We start from the raw sequence: 19,454 nt of genomic DNA on the forward strand, positions 1-19,454 counted from the left end.
TCGCGCTATTTCTCTATTGCTGCTGATTCCTCACACCTGTCAGCAGGTGTTTTATTGTTTACTATTATTATTACTGTGTTGTGGCTGATAAGCGCCCTATTGCCCTACTACGGGCTATCCGCCGGTATTTCGGCTTTTCCCGTGCTGAAACTAACGGGTTTGTATTTCTGCTGGGGTTGATGGGGTTGTGGCTGGCTCTGCCGTATCTGTTGCAGCCTGCGCTGCCTGCTTACGATGCTGCTGCTGACCAGCAAGAGCTTAACCGGGTAGCGGCCGAACTAACGGCTAACCGGCAGCCCCAATTTCGGAAGACCTGGCCGCAACGGGCACGGTTTGAACGCTCAGCAGTTGCACAGGTGGCGCTGGAACCCTTTAACCCCAACACTCTGACCGCTCCCGATTGGGAAGCCCGCGGCGTACCGCGCTTTGTAGCCACCCGGTTGGTGCGCTACCGCGACGTGGTGGGCGGCTTCAAAGCTAAATCTCAGATTCAGAAAGCTTACGGCCTGGAGCCGGCAGTGTATGCGCGGCTGGCCCCCTACATACAGCTCCCGGACCAAGAGCCGCCTCGCGCTAAAACGGCTTGGGCTGCCCGCCCGGGAAGTCCAGACTGGAAAGCCCATTCAGAAGCTAATAAAGCCGGGTTCACAACAGCTTCGCGCTTTCCACGCAAACCCCGGAACCTGGCGCCCTTTGATTTGAATGCGGCCGATACAACGCAGCTCCAGCAAATTCGGGGTGTGGGGCGGCGGCTGGCAGCGCGGGTAGTGGCCTACCGCGAGCGGCTGGGCGGCTTTGTGCGGGAAGAGCAGCTAGGCGAGATATTCAACCTGGCGCCCGACCTGGTAGATAGCCTGCGCAAGTACACGTTTGTGAAAGAGGGCTACGTACCTGCTTCCTTATACATTAATCAGGCAGACTTGGCAGAACTGCGGGACCATCCTTACGTGGGTGCCCGGCTGGGGCGCGTGCTTATTTCCTACCGGGAGCAGCATGGCCCATTCCGGCAACCCGAAGATTTGCGGCCTATCCGCATCCTGGATGCTGCTACGCTGGAAAAGCTACGCCCATACCTGCGTTTTTGAGGAAAATCGGCTAGGCAGCGGCCTGCTTCTATAGGGGTTTTAAAATTGATGATTCTGTGTTGGGACCTGCGTAATTAGTTAGCAGCAAACCGGTTTTACTGAACCGGGAGCCGCTGGCGGAATGGGGAAGCTGCCGTAGATAAAATGGAATGATGGTTTTGAGTGTACAAAACGTGACCAAATCCGGCTAGCTGCGTATGGTCAGGCGAGGAGAGACGGGCGCGAAGCCCGCCTCTTGTATGGTGAGACTAATACCCCGTTTATGCTCTTCTTTTATCTGCGCGACCGGCTGGCTCCGCTGGCCTTTTTCCTGCATGCTTTGGTTTGTGGCTGTAGTTCCGATACCGGGCACGGCAACTTCGAGAAAGTGACGGCGGCCTACGAGGTTAAAAAGGCGGGCCTTATGCACCGGGACGATGTAGTGGAAAGCTCCGGCCTGGCTCTGGTAAATGATAATGGTGACTTATGGACTCATGGCGACGGGGGCAATACCTCCATTCTGTATAAAGTAACTGCGCAGGGTGACCTGTTGGAGCGCCAACGCGTGCCCGATGCCAATAACATAGACTGGGAAGACCTGGCCCAGGACCGGAAGCGTGGCTACCTGTTCATTGGTGATTTTGGCAACAATGGCAACAAGCGCCGCGACCTGCGCATCTACCGCCTGCACACCTCCGACTTCAAGAAAGTAGATACCATTGCGTTTCGGTACCCCGACCAAAAGCTGTTCCCTCCGAAAAAGCCTGCCCGCAACTTCGACTGCGAGGCCTTTTTCTATCACAACGACTCCCTGTACCTGTTCACGAAAAACCGCGGCGAGGGTAAGTGGGTGAAAGAATACGTGCTGCCGGCTCAGCCCGGAAATTACGTGGCTTCGCTTGCCGACAGCATCCGCATCAATAGCTGGATTACGGCCGCTGATATCAGTCCCGATGGCCACCAGGTAGCGCTATTAGGCTATGGTAACGTGTACCTGTTTGAAGGAGAGCCAGGCCGCAAGCTCTTTCGGGGTAAAAAATACTGCCTGCCGGTAGAGAAAACCGGCCAGGCGGAGGGCTTGGTCTACCTCAACAATCAGGATTTTGTTATCAGCAATGAGAAAGGCCGGCTGTATCACGTCAAGCGGCGGCCTGAAGTAGCTATGCCGTAACCCGGCATATCTTAATGGGTGGTTCAGCTGTTATGCTGAAACCCAAAACATCTGTCCATCCTTAGTCCAGCTCTATCATGTCACACACCATTCTGGTTACCGGCGCTACCGGCACCGTAGGCTCCGAAGTTGTGAAGGCCCTGTCTAATTGTGGGGTTACTGTGCGCGCCGGGGTGCATTCCCTTATTAAAGGCGACCGGCTGAAGAAGCTAAACCCCACCGTGCAGCTGGTAGAAATGGATTTTGCCCGCCCACAGACCCTGGCTGTGGCCCTGACGGGGGTAGATAAGGTGGTTTTAATTACCCCCCTCGATGAGCACCAGGTAGCAGAGGCAAAGCACGTGGTGGATGCTGCGCGTACAGCCGGTGTCCGGCATATCATTCGGCTGTCGGTACTAGGTGCTGACCAGGACCCCGGAATTCAGCTGGGGCGTTGGCACCGCGCCGCAGAGCAGTACCTTGAGCAGAGCGGTATAGCCTACACGCTGCTGCGCCCCAATAGCTTTATGCAGAACTTCCTGGTGTACCACGGCCACGCTATCCGCCATGAGAGCCGTATTTACCTGCCATTGGGCGCCGGGAAAATCAGCTATGTGGATGTGCGTGATATTGCAGCCGTGTGTGCCACCATTCTCACGGCCGAGGAGGAAACTCAGCATTATGGCAAAGCCTATGCGCTGACCGGGCCACAGGCCCTGACCGTTGCGGAAGTGGCCCAGTCCCTTAGTCATGCCACTGGCCGGCCCATTGAATATGTAGATGTGCCCGAAGACGCTGCCCGCCAGGCTATGCTCGCGGCCCACATGCCTGATTGGATGACCGATGCCATGATGGAGCTAAATGCTTTGGGTAAGGCGGGGTACGCGGCGGCTATTACGAATACCATTCAGGAGTTAACCGGGCGCGCTCCTCACACATTTCAGCAGTTTGCGCAGGACTTTCACCCGCAGTTCTCTCCAGCCTAGGCTAACGCACCCAATAAAAAAGGCTCCTCACAGCATATGAGGAGCCTTTTTTCTAAGCAGCTAATGGCCGCTTAACGGTCTTCATCGTCGCGGCCGCGGTTGCGGCGCGGGGCAGAGCCATAGTCACTATCATCCTCATGCTGACTGCGATACTGAGAGCGACGCTCTGAGCCGTAGTTGCGGCCCTGGCTGTAGCTATCATAGTCGCCGCGGGAAGGAGAGCCACCGCGCGTGTCGCGGTTTCCGGAGGAGTATTCATCATTGTAGGAGCCACCCCGGGAGCCGAAGCCTTCCCGCGAGCTGCCACCGAAATTGGAATTGCTGTAGCCGCTACGCGAGTCAAAATGGTCGCTGGGCCGGTCGGAATAGCCTTGGTAGTTGCGCTCGTTCCGGTCACGGTTGCCAGAATCATTCCGTTGCTGACCCTGCGAGCCCCACTCGTTCTGGCGGCCTCCGCTGCCCTGCATGGGCCGGTAATCCTCGTTCTGGTTACGGTACTGGTTGCCAAAGCTGCTACGGCCTTGGTCATATCCATGGTTCATGCCCTGGCTATGACGGTCCTGGTCGCTCATCCAGTTGCTACCCCGATTCATACTGCTGCTCATACCACTGTTCATGGAAGAACGACCATAGTCCTCGCTATAGCCCCGGTCGCGGCCAATGCGGGAGCCATTATCGTTCTGGTAGCTATTGCTGCCACCCCAGCGCTGGTCATCATCCTGCATGCGGTTACCAAAGTTGTCCTGGCGGTAGTTACCCTGGCGGTTTTGGTCCTGCTGATAGCCGCGCTCCTGATAGCCGTAGCTGTCACGCTGGCCATAGCCACCCTGCATGTTGCCCTGGTTCATGTTACTCTGATTCATCTGGCCCTGGTTCATACCACCCTGGTGCATATTGCCCTGGTTGTAGTTTCCGCGCCCATCATAATCCTGGTAAGAACTGGAGTGCTGGCTGTAGCCACCCGCTGGCTGGTTGCTGCCATAGTAGCCGCCACGGTTGTCGCCGTAGTTACGGTCGTTTTCACGATACTGATTGCCATAGCCACCTTGGGTACTACCATAACCGTGGCTGCCAAATTCGCCCCGACTGGCGCCGCTTTGCATGTTCTCGTTCCGGTCGCGGTCCTGATAGCTGCCTTCCATGCTGTTGCCAAAGTTGCCGCCGTAGTTGCTGCTATTCTGGTTGTCAGCCTGCTTGCCCATCATATCTTGCGAGCCTTTGGAGGAGCGGGAAGAAGAGGAAGAGCTTTTCTTAGCTGCTGTAGAGCCAGAAGTGCCACTGCGCGAAGAGGTAGCGGTACTGGCCGAGCCTGTAGGCTTACTGCTGCTGGTGCTACGCTTGGCATCAGTAGCTTTGGCTGAAGAAGCGGACTTGGAAGCCTGGCCTCCGGTCTTGTTTTTATCGGTGCTGCCTGGGCTCGAGGCAGAAGTGCCCGAAGCCTGGCCTATGTTGCCTGACTGCATACTGCCACTACCTGCGCCCATGCTGCCGGAAGAAGATCCTGCACCAGACATAGAGCCCATAGAAGAGGAGCCAGGATTAGAGGGGTTATTGCCAGCAGAAGAGCCAGTCCCTATACCACTCATACCAGTGTTGCTACCAACACCCGAGGAGCCTTTTGCCGACGAGTCGGGCGAAGATGAACTGCTATTCTGATTTTTTGGGTCGTTATTCATAATTCTAACTTTTAGGGTGGGAAAAAGAAATTATAATACTATATCTATACGCTCTGCATAAGCCCTTGTTTAGGTATGCCACTGTAAAAACTGTATAACTTCTTGGGATAAAAGCTTGACTATATAGGAGTTTGTGGATAATATTGCTTTCAACAAGCACGCTAGGAACTGTATAATTCTCGCTAGACTTGAACTTAACTCATAATAAACAGTAGCTTTACCGCCTAATTTACCTCACAACCAACGCCATTATGAAAACGGGCAAAGTGAAATTCTTTAATGAGTCCAAAGGGTTTGGATTCATCATTCAGGATGAGAACTCGCAGGAAATCTTTGTTCACCAGACCGGTCTGGTGCACGAAATCCGGGAAAACGACCGGGTTACCTTTGATGTCATTGATGGCAAGAAGGGCTTGAATGCCGTGAAAGTGGAGCGCATCTAGCTTCCAGGATCTGATACGCCTATTGCCTAATCCCGCTTCCTGTCATTCAGGAAGCGGGATTTTTTATCCCTATCCAGACGCAAAAAGCCCCTCTCCAACTAAAAGGAGAGGGGCTTTTAAAACAGCCAAGCCAGGCTGGAGAAAAAGGCAGGCTATTCTGCGGTAGTATGCTTTGCTACCCGCACGCCAACGGACATAATACCCGGCAGCGCATCCTGGCGCATGTACTGCTCCAGTGTAATCTTATAAAGTCCAGCCTGGTGGAAACGCTGGGCTGGTAAGGCCAGAAACTGATGATCAAAAATATCCCCGGCACCTTTTCCGCGCGGCTCACCGGTTTTAGGATCCATCAGCAGCGCCTGGTGCAGTAGGGTAGATAGCACCTGACCATTGGGGGCGGTAAGCGTGTGCTTCATATACAGATTATAGTACCCGTAGGAAGAAGCATTGCGCACATTGAAATACACATCATACCGCTGCGTGGTATCCGTGATGGTAAACTCAAACGTGGGCTTTTCCTGTACTACCCACACATAAGGCTGGCCGGCAGTATCCTTTAGGTCAATGTTCTTTTCAAATACCTGATTGGGGTCACAGGCAGCAAGGCCCAATAACAGAAACAGGCTGATCGGCAGCGCAGAGAGTTTTAGCTTCATACAGCAGGTGGAGTGGTAGCGTCCTGACCGCCGCCATTGCGGCGACCCCCACCACGGCGGCCATTACGGCCCTGACGTTCGGAGCGGTTTTCGGTGCCATTGCCGGCAGAAGGCGTTCCGCCTTCGGGTCGGGGCGGGCGGGTTTCCCCCGCCTCGCCTGTGGGGCGTGGGGGGCGGTGCCGCCGGTTAGCCGGCTTAGCCGCCGCTCCCCGGGGCCGTCCATCGGCCCGGGCAGAAGGGGCCGCCGGGGCATTAGGTGCTTCCGGCGCCTGCTCCCGGCGCGGGGTGCTGACCGGAGCTTCGGCAGAGGCTTCGGGTCTTTTCTTTTTCCGCTTGGCGCGTTTGTTGGCCTTTATCTTATCGTCGAGGCGGTCGAGGCTGCCTTCCACAATGGCCGACACTTCAGGCTGGCGCTCCTCTTCCGTTACCGGGGGCAACAGTGACTCCGGCTTTTCACCGCGCTTGTTCATTTCCTGAATTTCGCGCACCCGCTCAGTAGGCAGCATCACCCAGTTATTGTCGCCCCGGAATGCAAACCACATCTTCTTTTTAAAGATGTCGGTCTTCTGCAGAAAGGCGTCACCTTTTTCCGTTTGCAGAGCCCGCTGCACCTGCGGAATATCTTTCAGGGCCTGCAGATAGGTATCGAGCTCATAGTTCAGGCAGCACTTCAGGCGCCCGCACTGTCCGGAAAGCTTGGCCGGATTCAGGCTCAGGTTCTGGTAGCGGGCCGCAGTGGTGCTGACGCTCTTAAACTCCGTGAGCCAGGTAGAGCAGCACAATTCGCGGCCGCAGGAGCCAATACCGCCCAGGCGGCCAGCCTCATGACGCAGCGAAATCTGGCGCATCTCTACCCGCACCCGAAACTCCTCGGCCAGGCGCTTAATCAGGTCCCGGAAATCAACCCGGTCCTCGGCAGAATAGAAAAAGGTAGCGCGCGAGCGGTCAGCCTGATATTCTACATCAGAAAGCTTCATTTTCAGGCGCAGCTCATCTACTACTGAGCGCGCCCGGAACATGGTGCCGGTTTCCAGGTCGCGCACGGCTTCCCAGCGCTCCACATCCTGAGGCGAAGCCACACGGAGAATAGGGCGGATGTCCTTGGAGTCGAGCGGGACTTTCTTTTTGCGCATCTGTAGACGCACCAATTCGCCTTTCAGCGAGACATGACCCAGGTGCCAGCCATTGCCGGCGGCTTCCACCACCACGGCGTCGCCGGTAACCAGGGGCAAATGCTGCGCATTGCGGAAAAACTCTTTGCGGCCACCCTTAAAGCGGATTTCCACAATATCGAAACCCTTAAAGTCAACTGGCAGGTCTAGGTCCTGCAGCCAGTCGAATACGTTGAGGCGGTTACACCCGCCCGAGCTGCAACTCCCTTTGGAGCCACAGCCGGCGGCAGTGGTAGAGCAACCTCCACCAGAAGAACATGAGGAACAAGCCACGGCTTGAGACTATATATAGTGAGGCGGCCCGAAGCCGCACGAAATCGGTTTCAACAAAGATAAGCATTTCAGGAGGGCAGTGCGCCTCCTGAAATCATCCAGCTAAATGGGTTGCCACAGTATTCTTAGTTCTTCATCATCCTACAGTTAAAAGGGAAATAGGACGAGTGCAGAAATGGCAAAATGGCAATGTTTTGAATAGGATTTTGTCATTTTCGTAAAAATGGACCTATTTAATTTTGTTGTACTATACCGAATGCCTACATTTTGACACTCTTTCACATTTTTCCACCATCACCCCATTTTATTTTAATGAAAGTTTCTTTCCTCTCCACTAAACTGGGCGCTCTGGCGCTGGCCGCAACTGTCTTTGCTTCGTGCTCCGAGAAAACCGAAGTAGCTAAAGACCGTGTATCCCCAGAAGCCGTAGCCAAGATTCAGGCTCTGGGTTTCAGCACGCAGAATATTTCGCGTGATGGTGATGCTTATATTGTAGAAGGTGATATCCGCCTGACCGACCGTGACCTGGCTGGTGCTAACAGCAACGGCAAACTGCTGCGTGTAGGTGAAGCTGAGCAGTATCGTACCACCAACTTAGTGGCTGCTCCTCGTGCCATCACCCTTTCCCTGTCGAGCAAAATGCCGGCTTCGTATGCTGCCGTTCTGGACGAAGTAGCAGCTCGCTACAACGCCCAAGGCCTGAGCCTGACATTCTCACGTGTCGCTTCGGGTGGTAACATTGTTCTGACGACTGCTAGCGGTAGCTACCTGGCTTCGGCTGGCTTCCCCACCGGCGGTAATCCTTACAACCAGGTGAATGTAAACACCCGCGCTATCGGCACGGTGTCCACCACTGCCCAGATCAACTACGCGGCTACCATCATTGCCCACGAAGTGGGTCATTGCATCGGTTTCCGCCACACCGACTATATGGATCGGAGCTACAGCTGTGGTGGTTCGGTATCCAACGAAGGTGCCAGCACGGTGGGTGCTATCCTGATTCCCGGTACGCCTTCAACTCAGGATCCAAACTCTTGGATGCTGGCCTGCATTGGCAGCGGTCAGAACCGTTACTTCAATGCGAACGACGTAACCGCTCTTAACTACCTCTACTAAGCCGCATCCCGGCTTTAGTAACGGGAACAAATAAAGAATACCCTGGCCTTAGGTCAGGGTATTTTTTTGTGCCTTTTATTCGGTTAGAATCCTGCCTGAATAATTTGAATTGCACAGAAGTAATTACATTGCACTTTATTATAATAATGCAAATTTATTTTGTTTTAATATCATATAATGGTAAATAGTTGATACGAATTTAATGTTTCAACCACCCCAACTCATTTCTGTGTTTATGAAGACATCTGCTTTTACCTCCGCTCTTGGTTCGCTGGCCCTCTCAGCAATACTGCTCACATCGTGCTCTGAGAAGACCGAAGTAGCCAAAGATCAGGTTTCACCAGAGGCTATTGCTAAAATCCAAGCCTTAGGCTTCAGCACCCATAACGTGCAACGTGACGGTGATGCTTATATAATAGAGGGTGACATTCGTTTGACCGACCGTGACCTGGCTGGTACTTACAGCAATGGCAAGCTGCTGCGTGTAGGCCAAGCCGAGCAGTATCGTACTACCAATCTGGTAGCCGCTCCACGTAACATCACCATTTCGCTGTCGAGCAAAATGCCGGCTTCGTATGTCGCCGTAATCAACGAAGTAGTGAGCCGCTACAACGCACAGAACCTAAGCCTGACTTTCTCGCGTGTGGCTTCCGGTGGTAACATTGTTCTAAATACGGCTAGTGGCAGCTATTTAGCCTCAGCTGGTTTCCCCTCCGGTGGTGCTCCTTACAACTCAGTGAAAGTGAACACGCGTGCTATCGGCACAGTGTCCACCACTGCCCAGATCAACTACGCGGCTACTATCATCGCCCACGAAGTGGGTCACTGCATCGGTTTCCGCCACACCGACTATATGGATCGGAGCTACAGCTGTAATGGAGCATACGCTAATGAAGGTGCCAGCACGGTAGGCGCTATCCACATTCAAGGTACGCCTACTACAGCCGATCCAAACTCTTGGATGCTGGCCTGCATTGGCAGCGGTCAGAATCGCTACTTCAATACCAATGATAAAACAGCACTCAACTACCTCTACTAAGATCCGAAAACCTTAATAGGTAACAGCAAAGGCACTGCAGCTATTAAGCTGTAGTGCCTTTGCTGTTAAAAAATAGATAGGTGGCGGTTCCAATGCCGGCCGTTATCGGTCTCTATCCGCAATATGTAATGCCCGGGCTTTAAGCCATGAGTGTTTAATTCATTGATGACACCATCAGCTGTTATTTCCCGCTGTAGCTTACCAACACCGTCGTAAAGCCATAAATGAAGCGGGGCTGCGTCAGAGGCCGCTACCTTTAGAACTTGGCCCACCTGCACAGGATTCGGAAATACGGCCAGGTCTCCTTCCGCCAGCGAGTATACCCGTTCCGGCTGGCTGAAAAAGCTCTGACCTGAGGTAGTAATGAGGCGCACGCGGTACAAACTGCTACCCTGATTGGGAGAAGCATCGGTGAAGTGAAACTGCGTCTGGGTAACCGGGGAAAGAGTTTGGAGAGCTACATATTGGCCTGAGGCATCCTGGCGCTCCAGCGTAGCTGATACCAGCTGGTAGGTGCTGGCCAGTAATACGTCAAAATCAATTTGCTGTGGTGCTACCAGCTGGCTGGGAAGAAAAGAAATGAAGTAGCAGCTGCTGCCTTGCTGGTAGTTGAGGAGCTGGCTGTGCAAACCTGGTTTCCCTTGTACCAGGGGCGCAACTGCCAAGTAAGGGCCTGGGGCATCGGTATCGGAGAGCAGTAGCGTGGTATCCGATACTACGCGCCAGGGTTGTAAGTACGGGCCACGAAGCGTGTATAGCTGATAGTCGATGACGCCCGGTTGTGCCGGCCAGGCCAGTAGCGCCTCCGGTGCGCAGTAGTACACGGTACGGGCCTTCACCTCGGGGCTGATGATAAACGGCTTGGTAGGCATGGTAAGGTTGCCGGCCTGTAGGCGCAGATAAATATGCGCTGCAGTATCTGGCGGGGCCCAGGCATAGCTGCGCTGCTGCAGATTGATGTTGGTAGCCACAGTATTCCAGGTAGTAGCCCCTTCGTAGCGGTATTGTAGGGTAGCAGGCGTAGCGCTGCCTAACCATTGCCAACGCACATAAGCAGGCTGGCCGGCTTCTACCTGACTGCCCTGCACAGGCCACGTCCACCTAAAGCTTGGTTCCAACTCATAGGCCAGGTGAAATTCCTGCGGACCATCAGGCACAGCATAGCCCCGGACCAGAACTTGATACTGCCCGGCGGGTGGTGCCGCCAGAGTAATCTGCTCCACATTATTCAAGTGGTCGGCCCCTCGGCGGGCAAGGACGTTAAGGGAGTCCAGACGAGGAGTGGTGCTCAGTACCCATGGCCGCCACTTCTTACCGGTGGCAGTTTCCACCAGTTCCAGATCCAGGTCGTTGAGTAGAGCCTGAGTGGCATTAGCAGCTGCGGCTGGGTCCAGCCAGGCAAGGGTGCATTTGAGCTGGGAGGTGCCGGCCGGCACATTCAGCGTGAAGGTGCTGCTGGTAGCTTGGCCAGCACTACCACTAAACAGAGATTTTGCTTGCACAGTCTGCACGGCCCCTAGAGCATCCAGTTGGCCGTAGCCGGTGCGAAAATCGGGCCCGACGGCATCCACATCATCCGAGGAGTTGATCAGAACTGCCTTGACCAGCGCAGAGGAAGGCAGCTGGCCGGCATATTGCTCGCGGTAGGCCTGTTGTACCAGCAAGGATGCTCCTGATACCAAGGCTGCTGCATCGGAGGTGCCGCCGGCGCCATAGGCCACCAGCTCCGGCTTCAGGCGGCCATCGTAGGCGGGGCCGCGGGAGCTGCGGGGCGTTAGCTCACTGATGCCGTTAGTAGCGCCTACACTAAGCGTGTTTTTTGACTGCTTGAATTGCCCCGTCAGGTTAGCTACGCCAGCCAAACCGGCATAAGGCCCATCAGTGGGTGTCTGGTCGCCGCTATTGCCGGAAGAAAAAACATGCAGTAAGGAGGGCAGTTCGCGCGCCTGCTCATCATAGGCCTTGGCCTCCAGTCCGTAGTAGCTTTCCACGCCCACGCCATAGGAGTGGTTTTGTACCGATACGTTATCGGCCCGCAGGCCGGCAAGTTCATCAGGGAGCAGGTTAGCAAAATCAGAAGATGAAAGCCGGGCAGCCCGCGCCGCACCACGCCCCTGAGGGCCGGTGTTACCGGCACCAGCCATCATGGTGGCCATTTCGGTAGCGTGCCGCGAGACAAAACGCCCTTCCAGTGAAAACGGGAGGGCCCGGCCGCGAAGGTCGAGGTCAGTAGTATCAAACGCCTCTTCCTTAATAGAAGCCGTTAGGCCTGCTCCCGTTAGCTCCGGAAACTGGTACCACACAGCCGACAGGGTATTGAGCGTAAGGTCGGAGGAGGGAATGAGACTTTCGGCACGGGCGCGGCGGTTGGGCACGTCCACGAACTCCACCCAGGGGCAATCAGCCAGCGTGGCCAGTTGGTCTGCTTTCAACCCGGATATTTGAAAAAGCCGGCCGCTGGTTCCCAATGTTTTGAGTTGGGCCTGGGGCAGATGCTGCCGCAGCCACCCACGGAATTGCTGCCCCTCTCGTACGCTTACCCGCCAGCTCTCAAACTGGAGGATGTTTGCGCGTAAGCCCGGCGCCAGCTTTTGCGCCACTTGTTTTTGCTGTGGCTTTGCCGAGTTGCTCTGGCCCAAGCTCGTTCCATTCCATAGCAGCATCAATAGCCAAAATGATAGAGCGGAGCAGAGAGAGGATAGGCGCATAAAGCAGGGAATGGTAATGGGCAAAGACAGCAGCCTGGTAGCTCAGGGCATGCATCTCAAATGTAGCCAAATGCCTTGTCTTGCGCTGCAGTGGCTTAAGGAATTCAGGCAGCATCGGCAGTACATGAAAAGACCTGTCGCTGTGCAGGTCTTTACATGTACCGCCGATGCTGGTCCATGCTTTTTACTTAGTAAGGATGAGAAGAAAGGCGGGCTATAGCCGATACACCTGCACACTGTTGGGCAGCAGCAGATAAAGGAATTGCTCCCCAAACAGTACCTGGGTTGTAGTCTTGGCTAGTGTGGCGGGCATAGGTACGGTTCGCTCTGCCAAAGTATATAGCTGGAAGAAATGCAGGGTTCCGTTCGCTACATAGTATAGCTCGTCGCCCCGGAAGCCCACATGGCTAAGGCCGGTAAAGGGTAGCTTCTTGCGGTAGGTGCCCAGGTTGTCGAACACGTAGATACCACTGGTATAATCTATCAGATAGAGGTTATTCTGATAGTGGCGCATAAACCGGAAGTCGGGCTTGGTGCGGCCCAGCAGCACATCCAGCGGGGTAGAGGCTACCAGCCGTTGCGGCGTAGGATCAAACTGCCGCAGGGTGAGGTCACTCTCATTGAGCAGCCAGATTTTGTTGTCGGGGGCCAGCGTGGCAGTACGGATCTGGCCATCAATGTAATCGGTGAGGCGCACCTGGGTGATGGGAGCCAGGAAACGGTCGAGGAGGAGGATCTGCTGCTGGTCATCGTAGAAAGCCAGGATCTTGGTAAGGTTCCAGGCTTCCAGCTGGGCAATGTGGCCGGGCAGGGCAGGAGAGTAGGTGTTGAGCGGCTGCCCATCGGCAGCGTACTGATGAATGTTGTTCTGTCCATCGGCCACGTAGAGCGTGCCGCGCCGGTCCAGGGAGGCATGGGCAGGAGCCACCAGCGGAATGGTACGCACCAGCGTCCAGCCCAGACTATCGGGAGTGGTTGGCAGGGGTTTACTGACTACCGGGGCTGTTTTCGAGGGTGGCGAAACAGAAGCCGCGGCCGGCACGCCAGTCTGGGCATAGCCGGCATTCAGAAGCAAGCAAGAAAACAGCAGCAGCCAGCAGGTTTTACCTACTGTGCGCCGGATGCTATGCCTGCTCAAAATGCTGCAGCGCCAGTTCATTGCCATCATATACCGCGTAGGAGCAATAATTGACCCATTCGCCCAGGTTCACGTAGCGGCTCCGGGGCGTAACGGGCACATCCAAGGGCAAGTGCCGGTGACCAAATACGTAATAATCGTGGTGGTAGCGCTGCTCCAGCTCCCGGCAGTACACCAGCAGCCACTCTTCGTCGCCGAAATACTTCTCATCGGCCTCTGCGTTTTGCAGGCGGCTGTGGCGGCTCCAACGGTTGGCCAGCCCAATACCCAGGTTGGGGTGCAGCCGCGCAAACAGCCACTGGGCTACCGGCGAGGAAAATACCCGCTTCAGCATTTTGTAGGTGTGGTCCTTCGGCCCCAGTCCATCCCCATGCCCGATATGAAACTCCTGCCCGCCTATGCGCTGGCTGACGGGGTGACGCAGAATAGGAATGTTCAGCTCCTTGGTGAAGTAGTCGAACATCCACATATCGTGGTTGCCGGTGAAAAACGTGACGGGCAGGCCGGCATCGGTTAGCTCGGCCAGCTTGCCCTGCAGCCGGATAAAGCCCCGCGGAATGGCGTGCTTGTACTCAAACCAGAAATCGAAAATGTCCCCCAGCAGGTAAATGGCGGCGGCGTCCTGAGCGGCCATATCCAGCCAGCGCACAATGCGCCGTTCCCGCTCCAGGGAGCGGGCGGCATCGGGGGCACCCAGGTGAAAATCGGAAGCAAAGTACACCTTGCGGCCGGGCGGCAGCGCCAGGTCAGACAGTCGGTTCGGGGGCGTCATCCAGTAAAAACAGGGCAATGGCGCGGGGGCCGTGCGCCCCAAGAACCAAGGTTTTTTCAATATCGGCCGTGCGGCTGGGGCCGGTGGTCAGGGAAAACATAGAAGGCAGCTTGTCGGCGCCGTAGCGGGCGCGCATCCCTTGCAGAGCATCGCCAATATCGGTTACTACCTGCGAGGTGCGGGCAAAAACCAGGTGCTGCTCGGGGTAAATACTCAGGCGGCGGCCACTGCTGGTAGCGCCGCTCACCAGCACACTGCCAGTGCGCGCCACCAGAGCTTCGCAGGTAGTGAGGGCAGCATCGGCTTTCTGCAGGAAGTCGGCTTCGTCGCCATTAAACACGAGGCCACCGGCGTGGAGAAGCTTTTTCAGCTCCGGCTCCCACACATACAAATTCTCCAGGCCCTTCTCCTTTTTATAAAGGAAGAGCTGGTCATAAAAATGCTCCACGGACTCGCAGTAATAAAACGCGCCGCCCACCCGCCGGAAGCTTTGGGCAAAGGCTACGGCCAGGTCTTCGTCGGTGGTGGGGTGCAGGGGCGCCGTGAAGTCAGGCGCGGCCGGCAGGGGAGCCGGCTTGGCCAATGACTCGCGAATACGGCGCAGCATAATGTCGCGGGAGGTCTGAGACATAGCGCAAAGGTAACAGAGTAAGACCTACACCCCTTAGCGAATAGTGGAGTTGGCCGGCACTAATATTTTATAGATTGATAGTTAGGAATTTAACGTCCATCGTCAATTTGGTAACGTAAACGCTTGAAAGCAAGAACTGCTTTCTATTCAGCTCAGTACCATGCCCTTTCTAGCAACCTTCGGGCGGCGGGGCCGCCTTCTTTCTGGCACCGGTTGGCTAAACTATGCCGGCAGCTTTCTGCTGTTGCTACTCTTCTCTTTTGCGCCGGTACCTCCGGAGGCACCCAAAAAGAACCTCAAAACCCGCAACGTTATTATTGTGGTTATTGATGGGCCGCGGTACTCCGAAACCTGGGACAGCACCAGCATGATTCCGAATATGGCCACCCGGCTAAAGCCCCGGGGTGTGTTCCTGCCGAACTTCTACAATAACGCCTTCACCTACACCAACTCCGGGCACGCGGCCATTACCACGGGCATTAATCAGCCGATTGATAATTACGGGGACGAATTTCCGCAGCAGCCCTCTATTTTTCAATACTGGCGCAAGGCCACGGGTAAACCCGCCACAGCGGCCTGGCTTATCACCAGTAAAGACAAGCTGCACATCCTGGGCAATACGCTGAACCCCGAGTGGAAAGACCAGTTTCTGCCCTCTATGGATTGCGGCGTAAGCGGCCCCGGTAGCGGCTACCGCTCCGATTCCCTGACCCTGGTAGCCGTAAAGCGCATCCTCACCCAATACAAGCCTAATCTGGTGCTCATCAATTTTATGGAGCCCGATGGCTTTGCCCATGCCGGCAACTGGGCCTATTATCTGCGCGGAATTTCACGGGACGATTTGTACGTAATGCAGTTGTATGATTTCCTGCGCAAGACCAAGGCCTATAAAAACAACACCACCCTGCTCATTACCAGCGACCATGGCCGCCACCTCAACGGCATCAGCACGGGCTTTGTAGACCATGGCGACAACTGTGAAGGCTGCCGCCACATCAGTCTGCTGGGCCTGGGACCTGATTTTAAAGTTGGCCGAACCATAGCCGAGCAACATACCCTGGTCGATATTCCGCCTACCGTAGCTTATTTGCTAGGCTTCCCTTTTCCACAAGGAGAGGGAAACATAATACAGAGCCTGTTTAAGAACCAAGTGGTTCTGGCCTCGCGCCCTGTGAAGGCGCAGTGATGTTTTGCGCAACCTCATAGGTTGCTAACGGAGTAAACCGGCGTAGAACCGGCCCAAGCCTACCACCAGTTCATGGTACGGGTGCTCACTTTACTAGTTAGCCTCAGCTTTTTGCTGGGGACGTCCGTGCTGGTACAGGCTGGCGAAGAGAAAGTATTTTCCGGCCGAAACGCGCAGACAGGTGCCAACGGCAATCCTTTTTTTCTCAATGAGAAAGAGCAGCCCTTTACGCTAGTGCTACCGCTGGAAAGCGTGCTGAAAGATAGAGGCGACAAGCCTGCTTTTCACGCCGCTACCATTCTGTATCAGGAAGAAGGTGGCATTACTAAATCCCTGGCTGTGCAAGTCAGGGTGCGCGGGCATCGGCGGAAAGACCCGGCAGTTTGTGAGTTTCCGCCGTTGCTTATCCGGTTTCCGCGGGGAGCCGCGCAAACCAGCATCTTCGGCCCGGTAGAAGAGCTAAAGCTAACCACACACTGCCTGGAGGATAGTTATGTACTCCGCGAGTACTTAGTGTATAAACTCTACAACGTGCTAACGGACATGAGCTTCCGGGCCAGGCTGTGCCGTGTAACTTACCAGGATGCCAACGGTAAGCGCAAAGCCACTGTACATAGGGCTTTTTTGCTGGAAGATGCCAAGGCCATGGCCAAACGCAACCAGGCAGTTGTGGTACCCAGCCGTCTGGTTATTGGCATGCAGTACACCAACCAGGAAGCTATGGCCCGGGTAGCGCTGTTTCAATATATGATTGGCAATACAGACTGGTCGGTGCCCTACCGCCACAATATCCGCCTGCTTTCCGTAGACCAACGCGCCCCCTGCATACCCGTACCGCATGATTTTGATTACAGCGGCCTGGTGATGACGCCTTATGCGACGCCTCCCGAGCAACTGGGGATTACCTCCGTACGGCAGCGTCTTTTCCGAGGCTACAACTTCCCCGACGAGCTATACACCGAAATGCGCACTCTTTTTAATGCGCGGAGGCCAGCCTTTAATAATGTGTACCTCTCGTGTGACTACCTCAGCAAAGATGAAAAAATGTTTGCTATCCGGTTTTTAGACGAGTTTTATGAGACGCTGAACAATCCCAAAGATTTCGAGCGGAGCATTGTGCGTGTAGGACGTCGCAATGAAAAGCAATATATCAGCATTAAAGGCCTGGACTAACTCAGGTCTGTTTTTCACTGCGCACGCCCACAAAAAAGCCAGCCCTTACGGACTGGCTTTTCAATTAAATAAGCTTAGTAGCTTTACACTGGCGAGACAGTGGTACCACTTTGTACACCAGAAGGCTCATTCGAGCTAGGTGAGTTAGTGTCATCCACACCCGGCAGGTTGTTCTCGGGCAAATCATTGCCTAGCGCAACCGGGTGCTCTTCTTTCACTTCGCTCAGCGTCTCGGAGCGGTCAGTGCCGGCCATGTGGGCCTGGTAGCTGGTCTGGGTGTCGTAGGGACGCTTGCCCACCAGACGCTCCAGATCATCCTGCAGTAGCACTTCTTTCTCCAATAGCTCTTTGGCTATAATTTCCAACTCGTGCCGACGCTCGGTAAGCAGGTCCTTGGTGCGGATGTAGGCATTCTCGATGATGGTGCGCACTTCCTCGTCAATCATCTGGGAGGTAGCTTCTGAATAAGGCTTGGAGAAGCCATATTCATTCTGCCCCTTAGAATCATAGAAGGAAACGTTGCCCAGCTTGGCGTTCATGCCATACATGGTGACAATGCTGTAGGCCATCTTGGTAATCCGCTCCAAATCGGAGAGGGCACCCGTTGAGATTTTGCCAAACACCAGCTCCTCCGCAGCACGGCCACCTAAGGCCATGCACATTTCATCAGTTAGCTGCTCCGTGTTATACAGGAACTGCTCGCGGGGGAGATACTGCGCGTAGCCCAGCGCGGCCACGCCACGGGGTACAATGCTCACCTTCACCAATGGGTCAGCGTGCTCCAGGAACCAGCCCGCAATAGCGTGGCCTGCTTCGTGGTAAGCCACAATGCGCTTCTCACCGGGGCTGATGATTTTATTTTTCTTCTCGAGGCCTCCGATTACGCGGTCCACGGCATCGGTGAAGTCCTGCATGGTCACCATCTTCTTGTCGCGGCGGGCGGCAATAAGGGCAGCTTCGTTGCAGACGTTGGCAATTTCGGCGCCGGCAAACCCAGGGGTTTGGGCGGCCAACTTACGGGCATCTACATCAGGACCCAGCGTCAAAGGCTTTAAGTGCACGGTGAAAATCTGCGTGCGGCCGTTAATGTCGGGCTTGTCGATGCTGATCTGACGGTCGAAACGGCCGGGACGGAGCAGGGCTGAGTCCAGGGTATCGGGGCGGTTGGTAGCGGCCAGAATGATTACTCCGGAGTCAGTACCGAAACCATCCATCTCCACCAGCAACGAGTTCAGGGTGTTTTCCCGCTCGTCGTTGCCGCCAGGCATGTTACCCCGGCTACGGCTACGGCCAATGGCGTCAATCTCGTCAATGAAAATGATACAAGGCGCCTTGGCTTTGGCCTGCTTAAACAAGTCACGTACCCGGGCCGCACCTACGCCCACAAACATCTCTACAAAGTCGGAACCCGACAAGGAGAAAAAGGGTACGTCGGCTTCGCCGGCTACGGCTTTAGCCATCAGGGTTTTACCGGTGCCGGGAGGGCCTACCAGCAAAGCGCCTTTCGGAATTTTACCCCCGAGGACTGTGAACTTGGAAGGGTTCCGCAGGAACTCTACAATTTCTTCTACTTCTTCCTTGGCTTCTTCCAGGCCGGCCACGTCTTTAAACGTCACCTTCACTTTATCACCCCCTTCAAAGAGGGCTGCGCGGCTTTTACCGATGTTGAAGATCTGACCACCTGGCCCGGCTCCACCGCCCATACGGCGCATCAGGAACCAGAAAGCCACTATCAGAATAAGCAGAAAGCCCCAACTGGTGATAAAATCACCATATCCCTGGCGGGTATCTACTTCCAGGCCCACCTGCAGCTCACGCGGAATCGTCGCGCGCAGCTTGTCATAGTCTTCTTTGAAAGACTTGCCATCGATAACCCGGAAGGTGTATTGCGGACCGGTATTCATAGCCAGCATGCCGCGGCGCTGCAACTCCGGCAGGTACGCCGGCTTGCGCATGGCCTCGGGTTTAAGCGTTACCTCTACGGCGCGGTCGTTTACCAGTGTAAGGCGGCTTACGTCACCGGCCAGCAGCATTTGCTCAAACTTCTGCTGCGTGGTTTCAATGGCCGAATTGCTTCGGTTGAAATACAGCAGCCCGAAGATGAAAACAACCAGCCCGGCTAATACCCAAAGCTGCATACCTGGCCGCGGGGGTGGGGTAGGCAACAGTGGTTTTTTCTTTTTTAAGGGAGTCTTATCAGACATGGATAAGAAAATAGGCTAAAACAAAAATCAAAGGCTAAACCCACCGCTGGCGGGTTTGTTGCAGAGA

Annotated in this window: 17 protein-coding genes; 8 read left to right on the top strand and 9 right to left on the bottom strand. The window is 55.1% G+C overall.

Annotated elements, in window-relative coordinates; translation table 11 throughout:
* Positions 1 to 80: 80 nt before the first annotated feature.
* From Q4G72_RS05380 to Q4G72_RS05390, 3 genes are all read left to right on the top strand, one after another.
* A complete protein-coding gene (locus tag Q4G72_RS05380) occupies positions 81 to 1,085 on the top strand; it encodes a ComEA family DNA-binding protein (RefSeq protein ID WP_303310378.1) in 1,005 nt (334 codons plus the stop codon).
* A 262-nt stretch (positions 1,086 to 1,347) separates the two neighbouring features.
* Complete coding sequence (locus Q4G72_RS05385) at positions 1,348 to 2,235, top strand: hypothetical protein (protein ID WP_303310379.1); 888 nt, start codon at positions 1,348 to 1,350, stop codon at positions 2,233 to 2,235.
* A gap of 77 nt (positions 2,236 to 2,312) precedes the next feature.
* Positions 2,313 to 3,200, top strand: a complete 888-nt coding sequence (locus tag Q4G72_RS05390) for an SDR family oxidoreductase (RefSeq protein ID WP_303310380.1) — start codon at positions 2,313 to 2,315, stop codon at positions 3,198 to 3,200.
* Between the two features lie 71 nt (positions 3,201 to 3,271).
* Here Q4G72_RS05390 and Q4G72_RS05395 read toward each other — a convergent pair whose 3' ends face one another.
* On the bottom strand, positions 3,272 to 4,876 hold the full coding sequence (locus tag Q4G72_RS05395) for a hypothetical protein (protein ID WP_303310381.1): 1,605 nt from the start codon (positions 4,874 to 4,876) through the stop codon (positions 3,272 to 3,274).
* Between the two features lie 251 nt (positions 4,877 to 5,127).
* On the opposite strand from Q4G72_RS05395, the gene Q4G72_RS05400 reads away from it, so the two are divergent.
* Positions 5,128 to 5,319 carry a cold-shock protein gene (locus Q4G72_RS05400; protein WP_303310382.1) on the top strand — a complete coding sequence of 64 codons (192 nt, stop codon included), beginning with the start codon at positions 5,128 to 5,130 and terminating at the stop codon, positions 5,317 to 5,319.
* 152 nt (positions 5,320 to 5,471) lie between these two features.
* Here Q4G72_RS05400 and Q4G72_RS05405 read toward each other — a convergent pair whose 3' ends face one another.
* Both Q4G72_RS05405 and Q4G72_RS05410 read right to left on the bottom strand, forming a co-directional pair.
* Positions 5,472 to 5,975, bottom strand: coding sequence for a gliding motility lipoprotein GldH (locus tag Q4G72_RS05405; protein WP_303310383.1), 504 nt, complete (start codon positions 5,973 to 5,975; stop codon positions 5,472 to 5,474).
* Complete coding sequence (locus tag Q4G72_RS05410) at positions 5,972 to 7,420, bottom strand: PSP1 domain-containing protein (RefSeq protein WP_502213668.1); 1,449 nt, start codon at positions 7,418 to 7,420, stop codon at positions 5,972 to 5,974. Before Q4G72_RS05410 ends, Q4G72_RS05405 begins: the two co-directional genes overlap by 4 nt.
* 312 nt (positions 7,421 to 7,732) lie before the next feature.
* On the opposite strand from Q4G72_RS05410, the gene Q4G72_RS05415 reads away from it, so the two are divergent.
* A complete protein-coding gene (locus tag Q4G72_RS05415) occupies positions 7,733 to 8,536 on the top strand; it encodes a M57 family metalloprotease (RefSeq protein ID WP_303310384.1) in 804 nt (267 codons plus the stop codon).
* A 235-nt stretch (positions 8,537 to 8,771) separates the two neighbouring features.
* On the top strand, positions 8,772 to 9,575 hold the full coding sequence (locus tag Q4G72_RS05420) for a M57 family metalloprotease (RefSeq protein ID WP_303310385.1): 804 nt from the start codon (positions 8,772 to 8,774) through the stop codon (positions 9,573 to 9,575).
* Between the two features lie 65 nt (positions 9,576 to 9,640).
* Here the strand turns inward: Q4G72_RS05420 and Q4G72_RS05425 are convergent, their stop codons facing one another.
* The 5 genes from Q4G72_RS05425 to Q4G72_RS05445 form a co-directional block, all read right to left on the bottom strand.
* On the bottom strand, positions 9,641 to 12,007 hold the full coding sequence (locus tag Q4G72_RS05425) for a S8 family serine peptidase (RefSeq protein WP_303310386.1): 2,367 nt from the start codon (positions 12,005 to 12,007) through the stop codon (positions 9,641 to 9,643).
* Positions 12,008 to 12,125: 118 nt separating this feature from the next.
* Entirely contained in the window at positions 12,126 to 12,398 is a 273-nt protein-coding gene (locus Q4G72_RS05430) for a hypothetical protein (RefSeq protein WP_303310387.1), read from the bottom strand.
* Positions 12,399 to 12,497: 99 nt separating this feature from the next.
* On the bottom strand, positions 12,498 to 13,358 hold the full coding sequence (locus Q4G72_RS05435; protein WP_303310388.1) for a hypothetical protein: 861 nt from the start codon (positions 13,356 to 13,358) through the stop codon (positions 12,498 to 12,500).
* Positions 13,359 to 13,407: 49 nt separating this feature from the next.
* Positions 13,408 to 14,193, bottom strand: a complete 786-nt coding sequence (locus tag Q4G72_RS05440) for a UDP-2,3-diacylglucosamine diphosphatase (protein WP_303310389.1) — start codon at positions 14,191 to 14,193, stop codon at positions 13,408 to 13,410.
* Complete coding sequence (locus Q4G72_RS05445) at positions 14,168 to 14,824, bottom strand: LutC/YkgG family protein (protein WP_303310390.1); 657 nt, start codon at positions 14,822 to 14,824, stop codon at positions 14,168 to 14,170. The genes Q4G72_RS05440 and Q4G72_RS05445 overlap by 26 nt, the downstream gene beginning before the upstream one ends.
* 160 nt (positions 14,825 to 14,984) lie before the next feature.
* Here Q4G72_RS05445 and Q4G72_RS05450 point away from each other — a divergent pair, with 160 nt between their 5' ends.
* Complete coding sequence (locus tag Q4G72_RS05450; RefSeq protein WP_303310391.1) at positions 14,985 to 16,010, top strand: sulfatase-like hydrolase/transferase; 1,026 nt, start codon at positions 14,985 to 14,987, stop codon at positions 16,008 to 16,010.
* A gap of 111 nt (positions 16,011 to 16,121) precedes the next feature.
* Positions 16,122 to 17,183, top strand: coding sequence for a hypothetical protein (locus Q4G72_RS05455; protein WP_303310392.1), 1,062 nt, complete (start codon positions 16,122 to 16,124; stop codon positions 17,181 to 17,183).
* Between the two features lie 83 nt (positions 17,184 to 17,266).
* Here the strand turns inward: Q4G72_RS05455 and ftsH are convergent, their stop codons facing one another.
* The gene (gene ftsH, locus Q4G72_RS05460) at positions 17,267 to 19,387 is read right to left on the bottom strand and encodes an ATP-dependent zinc metalloprotease FtsH (protein ID WP_303310393.1); all 2,121 of its coding nucleotides are present in this window, start codon (positions 19,385 to 19,387) and stop codon (positions 17,267 to 17,269) included.
* Positions 19,388 to 19,454: the final 67 nt, after the last annotated feature.

Origin of the sequence: Hymenobacter sp. BT730 (genome assembly GCF_030542105.1) — a bacterium.
In the GTDB taxonomy this organism is placed as follows: Bacteria; Bacteroidota; Bacteroidia; order Cytophagales; family Hymenobacteraceae; genus Hymenobacter.